Source organism: Cyanobium sp. BA20m-p-22 (assembly GCF_024346275.1).
Classification (GTDB): Bacteria; Cyanobacteriota; Cyanobacteriia; order PCC-6307; family Cyanobiaceae; genus Cyanobium_A.
The window spans coordinates 1-10,651 of record NZ_JAGQCQ010000107.1 but is presented as its reverse complement, the minus strand read 5'-3'; the positions used below and the strand labels follow the sequence as shown (position 1 = coordinate 10,651).

Here is a 10,651-nt window from a genome sequence, read left to right as displayed (position 1 = left end):
TAACTGTGCGTTTGAGCTGCCTACGCCCTGCTATTTGGCTGAGATCGGATCCAGGTTGCGGTTCCCTTTTTCAGGAGTCCCTAAGTGGTGCGTCCTTGAAATAAAATCTTGAAAAGGAAATCTCACCTAAGGTGCTTTATGGCATACTTCTGTATTCAATATCTCCGCAACACCTCGGCGATGACTAATTCAGCACCTGCAAACATTTGTTTGCCTACGTTCTTTGTCCTATTCGATCGTGCTGCGCGCTCAGATCGTACTGGCCCTGCTGGCCAGCCCGCACAAAAACTTCCAAACTGTGAATAAACAAACAACCACCCAATGCCAATCTGCTAAAATAGATGTCTTAAGTACTGAATGCTGGAGCGACTGTATGGCATCTTGAGCAGGCGATGAGCAGACCTTTCATGGCCCGCCATGAAAACCGTTAGTATTTGCGGTGTGACCTTAAGAACCATTAATCCAAGCACAGCGCCTCAAATTCAACTTCCTCTTTTTATTTAACTTCAAATCCTAAATTTTTACCTGCATAGCGTCCAAGTCCTATAGCTATAGCCAGATATTAAAATTCCCATGCTAGCGCTCCCCGTTACATACTCCCAACGCACATTTAGCATTTGCATTATAACATATCGTCGTCCAAAATTATTAAAGAGGTGCCTCGATTCATTGCCTAGTCAGCTAGGAAAGTTTGATCCTTGCCAATATCAAGTCATTGTAAGCGATGATTGCCCAGCAAGAAGCTCCCGCGATGTAGTTTTAGATTCTGGTTTCGCAACTTGGGTACAGGGCCCCAATCGTGGCGTCGCGGCAAATAGGAATAATGCTGCAAGTGCTTCAAATGGTGACTGGATCCTTTATCTTGATGATGATGAAATCGTAGGAAAAATGTGGCTAGAAACGATATATGGTGCAATTCTGGCTGGAAATTTTGATGTTATTGAAGGGAGGGTTGAGCCTACAAATTTTCCAGATAGCATTTTATGGTATGCACCAGCAATTTCATCTGGTGGAGCATATTGCACTGCAAATTTAGGGATACGCCGCGATCTGCTTTTAAGTCTAGGTGGGTTTAATGAAAAACTATCCGTGTCTCACGAAGATACTGAAATGGGAGCCCGTATTCGAAAAGCCGGCCTTAGAAGTGTATACCTAGATGAAGCAGTAGTTTACCATCCCGCTCGAAAGCTCGCACTGTCACAGGTCTGCAGGAGAATGATAAATCTTCAACTGACAAGTTTCACCATAAAAGATATTGAGATAAAGGGATTTTCTGCTCGTCCAATTCTTAACTTATGTGATTTTACGCTTAAATACTGGTACAGAGTATCTCGGTTCGAATTAGCTGCTCGCCAACCCAGGCACTGGCGGCGTCCTATCTTAGCTTGCTTTCTGCTCGCACTTACTATTCCATTTGGATTCCTCAAAACAATAATTTTTCTTTGTAAAGGAACTGCGAGTAATTGAGTTTTCTAGGCACATGCATCCACGACGCGAGGCCTTACTGCTTTGTAATATCTAAAATATTTTCAAAGCCTTGGTGCTTAATGATACTTGCTTGATCTTCCTGAATGCAATTAGATATGCGAATCCAGTTTGATGGTCCCTTGAAGAACAGGGAAATTTCTGCTGACGAGGGCTCTTGAGGCTTGCCAAGGAACTTTTTTACATTGATATCACTGATACTGGCCTAATTACGACCCATTGCCATGGTCACGCAGCTAGTCACATATTCAACACAAGCCATGATCATCGAAACAATACGGTTATGCTCTTGGGCTGCTTCGCTAGGAGCGTGATCTAGCCTTCTCAATACCTATCAGACTCAATACTATTGGGCTTCGTAGTAGGCCGACTTCATTTAGAGACTCCAGTGCTGTGACCTGTGAATCTCCTAAAAATTGAATCATGGGAAAAGCTGCCATTATTAGGAATATATAGAATCAGAATTTTACGCTTAAACTTAGGTTTGATGGTTTCATGTTTGGTAAGTGCAGCGAGACAAAAGATTTGGTTTTATCGATTTGATTAAATTCTAGTTTGAAGATTTTATAACATCGAGCGGGCCCTGGCTCTGGCTCCTTTTTTGTTTAAAAATTTCCAACACTGATAATGAGGCAGGAGTAAGCTAATCAAGCATGTTAACGGTTCACCTGCCTTCAAGTCTCCCCAGGCCATTGTTCGTGCTGAAAACCAAACCAGTTTGCAATATGCCTTAACTCCAAATAATTCGTCTTTCCCCGCATACCATCTCCAGTAACGTTCCAAAACCTCCGGGAGAGAATTAAGAATATTACAATATACATGCAATGATGGGTCGCCGATTGTCTCGAAATCAGCCGCTGCCAGCCGGTTACCCAGTTCAGCATCCTCCGAATGGCGCAAACTGGCGTCATATCCTCCCACAGCCGCTACCGCACTTGAACGCACCATTGTGCCAAAGGTGATGAACGATGCGCCTTTAGATGCACTGCGGGGGATTCCGGCCTTGAAGAGATTTCTTGCCCGCCACCTCGATACCACCCCCTGAGGATTTGGATCAGTGATCAAACCAACGACGGCTGCCACCTTGCAATCTTCGAACCAAGGCAAGGCACGGGCAGCAAAATCGGCTTGGAGAATGTTTGTAGCATCGCAGCAGAGCACAAATTGATGTCGGGCCACTTCCATAGCCAGCTTGCGTGTGGCTCCGCGACCTAAATTGTGTTTTTGCTGCAATACCCTTACTCCGGCGGCCTCTAGGAGATCTACGCTGTTGTCGGTTGAACCATCATCGATTGCGAATACCTCATCTAGCGGCGGTTGCTGACTGCGCAATGAATCGACGGCAGCCAGTACGGTCTGGGCATTATTGTAAAAGGGAACGTAGCCGGAAATACCCACAATTCGAATAGGATTTGATAGGATTGTGATCTGATTAAAACATATATAGCCCAAATGATGCCTGACCACGACCGGGGCTGGTCAATGTGTAGCCTAGTTGATGCGCAGGGCTGTTTTGCTTTTTTTGGCAGGGTGAGGTGAGATAGTCAAGCACTTACAATGTTGTAAGACTATACGTGGTGGCCATGGTTTTGTCGGATTTAGTTGGTTCTTTTCTTTTTGATCTGAGATAGCAATACTTGGCCTACTCCTTTGCCCATTTTATTGGTGGTTGGCCCCTTTTTTGGCTGGCCAGCCAGAATCTTCTCTCCCCAGCTGGCGAAAAGCGCGATTTCCCATGACCCCCTCAACCCTTGAGCGGCCAGCTGGCCAGTTCATCGCCACCATCATCCCCACCAAAAGCAAGCCTCAGCAGCGCCGTACCGACGATGTAGCCACCAAGGGGTTTGGCAGTGGCGGGGCCGCAAAGGGCAGAAAACGCAAGGCCGGCGGCAAGCGCAGTCCGGCCCTCAGCAAGGCCGACTGGGGTCCCTTGGGGAAGCATCCCGATCTAGATGCGATCGTTGCCCGCCAGCGCCTGCACCTACCCCTCTGCGGCCGGCTGAGCGAGCTGGAGGTAAACCAGGCGTGGAAGCGCTGCGCCAGTGAGCACCATCCCGACCGGGGCGGCGAGCACGACACCATGCAGTTGGTAAATGGAGCGCGGGATCTGCTGCTGGGTCGCAGCCTCAGCCCGTCCTAAGCCGCCAGCGCTTCGGCCTCGACGGGCTGCACAGCAAAGGGCAGGGCGGAGACCTCCTGCTGGCTGAGCCGCCGGCTCCAGGCACCGGCCACCGGGTGGTTCCAGCGGAAACCCGCCTCCTTGGCCCTGTGGCGTTCGGCATAGGGAAGATTGGCCCGATACAGCAGGCGCGGCTGCAGTGCTGCCGCCAGCAGGGCTTCCAGGTCCCCGCAGCGCTCGAACACCTGCACTAAATAGATGCAGTCGGTGAGGGCCCGGTGGGCCGCCCACACCGGCACCCCGTAGGCCAGGGCCAGATCCCGCACAGATGGGGTCCCCCGCAGCTGCCGCTCCGCTGGCCAGCGGATGTCCTCCATCGAGCAGATCCAGGGCTTGTCGATGGCGGGCAAGGGATCCCGGCCAAACCACTGGGCATCAAAGCCCACGTTGTGGGCCAGCACCGCATCGGCAGCCGCCACCAGGGCCTCGAAATGCTCCAGGCCGGCCCGCCAGGGCTGGGCCAGGCGGGTCACGGCCGCCGGGATGCCATTGATGGCCTCAGCCGGATTGGCCTGGGCGGGCAGCAGGAAGGAAACCTGGGCCAGCACCGCCCGCTGGGGCACCTGGAACAGCACGGCCCCCACCTCGATGCACTGGGCAGAGGCTGGTTCCAGGCCCGTTGTCTCGGTGTCGAGAATCAGCAGGGTGGTTGGCGACTGACTTGCTGGTGACTGACTGCTTGGCGAGGGCGGATCTGGCGAGGGAGAAGGGGGCGCCTGGGGCAGATCGCCTTGCTCCCAGAGGCTGGGCTGCACCTCCTGCGGAGAGGTCACGCTTGATTGGGCGACTAAGCCCCAATCCTCCCAGCCCAAGCCGGCGTTGGCCAGGCTTGCCGGCCTAGGCTGATCCAAGTGAAATTGGATTTGGGCCGTGGCTGTGGCTGTTGGAGACCAGGCCCCCCTGATCGCCCTGCTCGATCAACACGGCAAGCAATGCCGCAGCGACCAACTGGCGGCCAAATCCCTGGTGCTGTTCTTCTATCCCAAGGACGAGACTCCGGGCTGCACGGCCGAGGCCTGCGCCTTCCGCGACAGTTACGCCGATCTCCAGGCCCTTGGCGCCGAGGTGTGGGGAGTCAGTGGTGACGGTGCCGCCAGCCACCAGCGCTTCGCCAGCCGCCACAACCTCCCCTATCCCCTGCTGGTGGATCAGGGCAACCAGCTGCGTAAGGCCTTCGGCGTGCCCGCCGTGCTGGGCCTGCTGCCTGGCCGGGTTACCTACGTGATCGACGGCCAGGGCGTGGTTCGCCACATCTTCAACAACCTCCTCGACGGAGCAGCCCACCGCAACGAAGCCAGGGCGGCCCTGCAACGGCTTGCCCTTTGACCATGACGCGCTGGCGCCAAAGGGGTGACATCTGGGAACTGGAACCGGCGGCGCTCGAGCGGGGCACCATTGAATTCATCGGCGGCAGCTACCTGGCCGCCTCGCCCCAGCTCAGCTACCGGCGCCTGCTGGAAGCCCTAGCTTCTTTGGGTTGGCGGGTGCGGGCCTGGAGCTACGTGCCGGGGTTTGACCATCAAGACCAGGCCAACCTGGCCTGGCGCCGCTTCCGCCAGCTGCGCGGGGCTGAGGAAGCTGTGCTTCGGCTCGGCCACAGCCTGGGCTGCAAGCTCCAACTACTGGCACCGGATGGCGGCCGGGGATCCAGCGCCCTAGTGGCCCTTAGCTTCAACAATTTCTCGGCCGAGCGTTCCATCCCCCTGCTGGCGGAGCTGGGCCAGCAGTTCAACTTCCGCAGTGAGTTCAGCCCCTCGCCGGAGCAAACCCTCACTCAGGTGGCCCTCACCTACCGCCAGCCCCGCAACCTGCTGGTGCGCTTCAACCGCGACCAGATCGACCAGAGCAAGCGGCTGATCGGGGTATTGCAGGCCCGCCCTGATGACGCCAGCGAGCTCCAGGAGCTGCCCGGCGACCACCTGGCCCCCGCCAGTGCCGGGTTGCGCCAGAACCTCCTGGGCAAATGGGCCGATGATCCGGCCCGCCAGCAGGCCCTGGAGCGGATCGCCCGCACCATTGACACCTGGGCGGGCTAAACCCGCAGGGCATCGAGCACCGAGCGATCCTCCAGGGTGGAGGTGTCGCCGCTCACCTCCTGGCCGGCGGCCAGGGCCCGCAGGATCCGGCGCATGATCTTGCCGCTGCGGGTCTTCGGCAGGGCATCGGTGAACCTGATCAGATCCGGCCTGGCGATCGGCCCGATCTCCTTGCCCACGTGGGCCCGCAGCTCTGCCATCAGGGCTTCATCGCCGCTGCGGCCCCCCTCCAGGCTGACAAAGGCCACAATGGCTTCCCCCTTGAGCTCATCGGGGCGGCCCACCACGGCGGCCTCGGCCACGGCCGGATGGCTCACCAGGGCACTCTCGATCTCCATCGTGCCGAGCCGGTGGCCGGAGACGTTGATCACGTCATCGACCCGGCCCATCACCCAGAAGTAGCCATCGCCATCGCGGCGGGCACCGTCACCGGCGAAGTAGAGCCAGGAGCCATCGGCCGGGCGGATCTCCTCCCAGTAGCTCTTTTTGAAGCGCTCGGGATCGCCGTGCACCGTGCGAAACATCCCCGGCCAGGGCCGCCGGATCGCCAGGTAGCCGCCCTGGTCAGCCGCCTGGGACACGCCATCGTGATCGACGATGTCGGCGCTGATGCCCGGCAGGGGCAAGGTCGCCGAACCGGGTTTGGTGGGGGTGGCACCCGGCAGTGGGCTGATCATCACGCCGCCGGTTTCGGTCTGCCACCAGGTGTCCACAACTGGGCAGCGGTCGCCACCGATCACGTTGCGAAACCACATCCAAGCCTCAGGGTTGATCGGCTCGCCCACGGTGCCGAGGATCCGCAGGGAGCTCATGTCGTATTGATCGGGCACCTCGCGGCCACCCTTCATGAAGGCCCGGATCGCCGTGGGGGCGGTGTAGAAGATCGTGCAGCGGTGCTTCTGGATCACCTCCCAGAAGGCGCCCGGCTTGCTCGGCCGCGGTGCCCCCTCGTACATCACCGTGGTGGCGCCAGCCGACAACGGCCCGTAGACGATGTAGCTGTGGCCGGTGATCCAGCCCACATCGGCGGTGCACCAATGGATATCGTCTTCGCGGATGTCGAAGATCCACTGGAAGGTGAGCTGGGCCCAGAGGTTGTAGCCGGCGGTGGTGTGCACCACCCCCTTGGGCTTGCCGGTGGAGCCGGAGGTGTAGAGCACAAACAGGCGGTCTTCGCTGGCCATGGGCTCGGCTGGGCAATCGGTGCCCTGGCCCTCCACCAGCTCATGCCACCACAGGTCGCGGCCGGCGGCCATGGCGCAGTCACCGCCGGCGCCGGCCAGCCGCCGCACCACCAGCACCTGCTCCACGCTGGGGGCGCCCCCATTGGCGGCCAGGGCCTCATCGACGGCTGGTTTCAAGGGCACGGGCTTGTCCTTGCGGAAACCGCCATCGGCCGTGATCACGAGCTTGGCCTGCCCATCGATCAGCCGGTCGCGCAGGGCATCGGCCGAGAAGCCGCCGAACACCACCGAGTGGGGCGCACCGATGCGGGCGCAGGCCAGCATGGCGATTGCCGCCTCGGGAATCATCGGCATGTAGAGGGCCACCAGGTCGCCCTTGCCAACCCCCAGGGCCTTGAGGGAGTTGGCCGCCTTGGCCACCTCGGCGTGGAGCTGGCGGTAGGTGAAGCTGCGCGTGTCGCCAGGTTCCCCCTCCCAGATCAGGGCCGTCTTCTCGGCCCGGGGCCCGGTCAGGTGCCGGTCGAGGCAGTTGTAGGCAAGGTTGGTGGTGCCGCCCTCAAACCACCTGGCGAAAGGCGGGTTGCTCCAGTCGAGCACGGTGTGGAAGGGCTCGAACCAGTGCAGCTCGCTGCGGGCCAAATCCCCCCAGAAACCGTCTGGATCGACCTCAGCCTGGGAGCAGAGGGCCTGATAGGCCTCGAGGGAGCCGATGCGAGCGCTGGCAGCCAGCTGCGGCGGCGGCGCGAACAGGCGCTGCTCCTGCAGCACCGATTCGATCGTTGACCCGGTCGTGGCATCAGGCATCGATCCAGCAGGCAAAAGGGCACTGGACGTATTAAAAGCGCGCGTTGGCGGGCGGTACAGCAACATGGAGGGATGGGTTTACCAGCCGCCTGCCTGTTCGATCTCGACGGCCTGCTGCTCGACACCGAACCGCTGCACAGCCAGGCCTGGCTGGAGGCCACCGCTGGCTTTGGTCTAACTCTGGCTGCAGATCAGCTGTTGGCGCTGCGCGGTCGTCGTCGCCTCGATTGCGCCGAGCAGGTGCGCAGCTGGATCGCCCAGGCGGATCTCGTGCCGCCATCGCGCGAGGCCCTGCTGGCGGTGCGCCAACCGATTGCCGAACTGCTGATGCGCCAGGTGCCAGCCATGCCTGGGGCCCAGATGCTGGTTGAGCGTTGCATCGCTCAGGCCATCCCAGCGGCCTTGGTGAGCAGCAGCAGCGCCGCAGCCGTCGCCCACAAGAGCGGGCCCCATGGCTGGATCGCCCTGCTGGAAAACAGGGTTCTTGGCGATGATCCGGATCTGGGCGCCGGAAAACCAGCCCCAGATCCCTACCTGCTGGCAGCCCGGCGCCTGGGGGTAGATCCGGCCGTCTGCTGGGCCTTTGAGGATTCCCTGGCCGGTGCGCGCTCGGCCAAGGCCGCCGGCTGCTTGGTACACGTGCTGTTGCCGGCTGAACAGAAGTTAGCGGTGGGGCTCAAGCCCCAACTGCCGGGCGGTTGCACCCTCCTGCAGAGCCTGGAGCAGGTGGAATTCAGGTGATCTGGACGAGCCTGATTAAAAAAGCCTGCTCAGCACAAAATCCGGCAGGGCCTTGAGGGCGCGGCTGGCTTCCGAAACGGGCAGCCAGCCCAGGGCAAGGCCCGCTTCCCGGGCGAAGCCCTCGGCCAGGGCCCGGGAGCGGGGAATCGCCTCACAGCTGCGCACCAGGTCGAGGGCCTGTTCGAGGTCGCCGGCCTGGCTGAATTCACGCTCAATCAGGCCAGCTAGGGCCGGCCGCTCCTCGAGGGCATAGAGGGCTGGGGCGGTGAGGTAGCCGGAGGCCAGGTCGCTGGCCGCTGGCTTGCCCAGTTGCTCGTCGTCACCGGTGAAGTCGAGGATGTCGTCGACCACCTGGAAGGCCAGACCCAGCTGGCGGCCGAAGCGGTAGAGCTCATTGAGCTGGGGGGCGGGCAGGGCCGAGAGCACCCCGGCGGCCCGGGCACTGTTGGCGATCAGGGAGGCGGTTTTGCAGTAGCTCTTCTCGAGGTAGGTCTCGAAGCTCTGGCCGGTGTCGTAGCGGAACAGGCCCTGCTTCACTTCCCCGTCGGCCAGATCCATGATCACCCGGCTGAGCAACTTCACCACCTCGAGGTCATCGAGGTTGGCCAGGTGCCAGCTGGCCTGGGCAAAGAGAAAATCCCCCGCCAGCACGGCCACCCGGTGGTTGAAGCGGCTGTGCACGGTGTCCACCCCTCGGCGGGTGGCGGCCCCATCCACCACGTCATCGTGCACCAGGGAGGCCGTGTGGATCATTTCGGTGATCTCGGCCAGGCGCCGGTGGCGCGGGCCCAGCTCGCCATCGCTGGCCACAGCCCGGGAGAGCAGCAGCACGATGCCGGGGCGGAGCCGCTTGCCACCGGCAGAAAAAAGGTGTTCAGCGGCGGCCTGGAGGATGGGGTGACCGGCCCCGATCAGGCTGCGCAGATCGGCCAGCAGGGCATCCAGGTCAGCCTCAACGGGCTGGAGCAGCTCTGCAACCGTTGCCACAACACCTCCGCCGTGAATTGATCCTAGGAGGCTCAAGCCACCGATCGCAGATCCACCCGCTCCACAGCGGGCCGGTAGCCCAGCCAGCGGCTGGCCGCTTCAGCAAAGGCTCCGGCCTGGCCGCTGACGCAGACCCGGGTGCGCAGGGCAGGGGGCACCACCTCCACCCCGCCGAGCTCCCCCTCGGGCATACCACCCATGCTGGCCAGCAGGGGCCCCAGGCGCCGCACGGCAGACTCCGCCGGATCGACCAGGCGCACGTGGGGCGGCAACAGCCCGGCCAGCAAGGACCTCAACATCGGGTAGTGGGTGCAGCCCATCACCACGGTGTCGACCCCCGCCGCCAGCAGGGGCGCCAGGTAGGCAAGGGCCTCCCTTTCGAGGGCGGGATCCTGCAGATCCCCCGCTTCAATCAGGGGCACGAAGGCAGGACAGCCCACTTCCAGCACCTGGGCATGGGGGTGGCAGGCATGGATCGCCCGGCGGTAGGCGCCGCTACTGACCGTGGCCGGGGTGGCCAGCACGCCAACGCAGTCGCTGTCCAGCTCAGCCGCCACGCTGTCGATAAGGCCCACCACCGGCACGCCGGCCCCCGCCACGGCCACATCTAGGGCCAGGGCATTGGAGGTGTTGCAGGCCATCACCAGCACGCCCACCTGCTGCTGCCGCAGCCAGGCCACCACCTCTGCGGCGATGGCGCGGATCTCGGCCACGCTGCGCTGGCCGTAGGGCACCCGGGCCGTATCACCCAGGTAGAGGCAGGAGGAGTGGGGATAGCGCTCCTGCAGCCGGCGCAGCACCGTCAGCCCGCCCAGGCCACTGTCAAAAAGCCCCACCAAAGCACTCATTGGCTCTCCCGCAGGGCATTGAGAACGCCGGCGGAGAGAGCCAGGGCCATGCGCCGGCGAAAGCTGGCATCGGCGAGGCGGCGGGAATCGATCGCGCCGGTGAGGAAGCCCATCTCCACCAGGGCAGAGGGCATCACGGTGCGGCGAATCACGAAAAAGCGCCCGGTGCGCACGCCCCGATCCGGGCTGCCCGGCGAGATGGCCAGCATCTGTTGCTGCAGGGCCGCCGCCAGGCGCCGGGCTGATGCTCCTGCACCCTCGAAATAGAAGGTTTCGATCCCGTTCACATCGGGGCGAGCCATGCTCAGCGCATTGGCATGCACGCTCACAAACAGGTCGGCGCCACTGCTGTTGGCCAGGCTCACCCGGGGCGGCAGGTCCACATCC

11 protein-coding genes are annotated in these 10,651 nt (G+C 61.0%); 5 read left to right on the top strand and 6 right to left on the bottom strand.

Going from position 1 to position 10,651, the window contains the following annotated elements; translation table 11 throughout:
- Positions 1-573 precede the first annotated feature (573 nt).
- Positions 574-1,467 carry a glycosyltransferase family 2 protein gene (locus KBZ15_RS10530; protein ID WP_255015178.1) on the top strand — a complete coding sequence of 298 codons (894 nt, stop codon included), beginning with the start codon at positions 574-576 and terminating at the stop codon, positions 1,465-1,467.
- A 582-nt stretch (positions 1,468-2,049) separates the two neighbouring features.
- On the opposite strand, the gene KBZ15_RS10525 is transcribed toward KBZ15_RS10530, so the two are convergent.
- The gene (locus tag KBZ15_RS10525; RefSeq protein ID WP_255015176.1) at positions 2,050-2,883 is read right to left on the bottom strand and encodes a glycosyltransferase family 2 protein; all 834 of its coding nucleotides are present in this window, start codon (positions 2,881-2,883) and stop codon (positions 2,050-2,052) included.
- Positions 2,884-3,220: 337 nt separating this feature from the next.
- On the opposite strand from KBZ15_RS10525, the gene KBZ15_RS10520 reads away from it, so the two are divergent.
- On the top strand, positions 3,221-3,625 hold the full coding sequence (locus KBZ15_RS10520) for a molecular chaperone DnaJ (RefSeq protein ID WP_255015175.1): 405 nt from the start codon (positions 3,221-3,223) through the stop codon (positions 3,623-3,625).
- Here KBZ15_RS10520 and KBZ15_RS10515 read toward each other — a convergent pair.
- A complete protein-coding gene (locus KBZ15_RS10515; RefSeq protein ID WP_255015174.1) occupies positions 3,622-4,437 on the bottom strand; it encodes a 3'-5' exonuclease in 816 nt (271 codons plus the stop codon). The two genes, KBZ15_RS10520 and KBZ15_RS10515, sit on opposite strands and share 4 nt — an antisense overlap.
- Positions 4,438-4,534: 97 nt before the next feature.
- Here KBZ15_RS10515 and KBZ15_RS10510 point away from each other — a divergent pair, with 97 nt between their 5' ends.
- Together KBZ15_RS10510 and KBZ15_RS10505 are read left to right on the top strand one after the other, a co-directional pair.
- Positions 4,535-4,990 (top strand): peroxiredoxin, encoded by a 456-nt coding sequence (locus KBZ15_RS10510; protein ID WP_255015173.1) that lies wholly within the window; start codon positions 4,535-4,537, stop codon positions 4,988-4,990.
- Between the two features lie 2 nt (positions 4,991-4,992).
- On the top strand, positions 4,993-5,700 hold the full coding sequence (locus KBZ15_RS10505; protein ID WP_255015172.1) for a DUF1350 family protein: 708 nt from the start codon (positions 4,993-4,995) through the stop codon (positions 5,698-5,700).
- On the opposite strand, the gene acs is transcribed toward KBZ15_RS10505, so the two are convergent.
- The gene (gene acs / locus KBZ15_RS10500; protein ID WP_255015171.1) at positions 5,697-7,688 is read right to left on the bottom strand and encodes an acetate--CoA ligase; all 1,992 of its coding nucleotides are present in this window, start codon (positions 7,686-7,688) and stop codon (positions 5,697-5,699) included. The genes KBZ15_RS10505 and acs overlap by 4 nt on opposite strands.
- Positions 7,689-7,760: 72 nt before the next feature.
- Here acs and KBZ15_RS10495 point away from each other — a divergent pair, with 72 nt between their 5' ends.
- Positions 7,761-8,429, top strand: coding sequence for an HAD family phosphatase (locus tag KBZ15_RS10495; RefSeq protein ID WP_255015170.1), 669 nt, complete (start codon positions 7,761-7,763; stop codon positions 8,427-8,429).
- A 15-nt stretch (positions 8,430-8,444) separates the two neighbouring features.
- Here KBZ15_RS10495 and sds read toward each other — a convergent pair whose 3' ends face one another.
- From sds to KBZ15_RS10480, 3 genes are all read right to left on the bottom strand, one after another.
- A complete protein-coding gene (sds, locus tag KBZ15_RS10490) occupies positions 8,445-9,416 on the bottom strand; it encodes a solanesyl diphosphate synthase (protein WP_255015169.1) in 972 nt (323 codons plus the stop codon).
- Between the two features lie 32 nt (positions 9,417-9,448).
- Positions 9,449-10,264, bottom strand: a complete 816-nt coding sequence (gene murI / locus KBZ15_RS10485) for a glutamate racemase (protein WP_255015168.1) — start codon at positions 10,262-10,264, stop codon at positions 9,449-9,451.
- Positions 10,261-10,651: N-acetylmuramoyl-L-alanine amidase (locus KBZ15_RS10480; protein WP_255015167.1), on the bottom strand; the 391-nt coding region annotated here is incomplete at its 5' end. The genes murI and KBZ15_RS10480, both read right to left, overlap by 4 nt.

Bases quoted from the DNA above. Each gene is read 5' to 3' on its own strand.
- KBZ15_RS10530 (WP_255015178.1), top strand. From the start codon at position 574: ATGCTAGCGCTCCCCGTTACATACTCCCAACGCACATTTAGCATTTGC.
- KBZ15_RS10520 (WP_255015175.1), top strand. From the start codon at position 3,221: ATGACCCCCTCAACCCTTGAGCGGCCAGCTGGCCAGTTCATCGCCACC.
- KBZ15_RS10505 (WP_255015172.1), top strand. From the start codon at position 4,993: ATGACGCGCTGGCGCCAAAGGGGTGACATCTGGGAACTGGAACCGGCG.
- acs (WP_255015171.1), bottom strand. From the start codon at position 7,688: ATGCCTGATGCCACGACCGGGTCAACGATCGAATCGGTGCTGCAGGAG.
- KBZ15_RS10495 (WP_255015170.1), top strand. From the start codon at position 7,761: ATGGGTTTACCAGCCGCCTGCCTGTTCGATCTCGACGGCCTGCTGCTC.
- murI (WP_255015168.1), bottom strand. From the start codon at position 10,264: ATGAGTGCTTTGGTGGGGCTTTTTGACAGTGGCCTGGGCGGGCTGACG.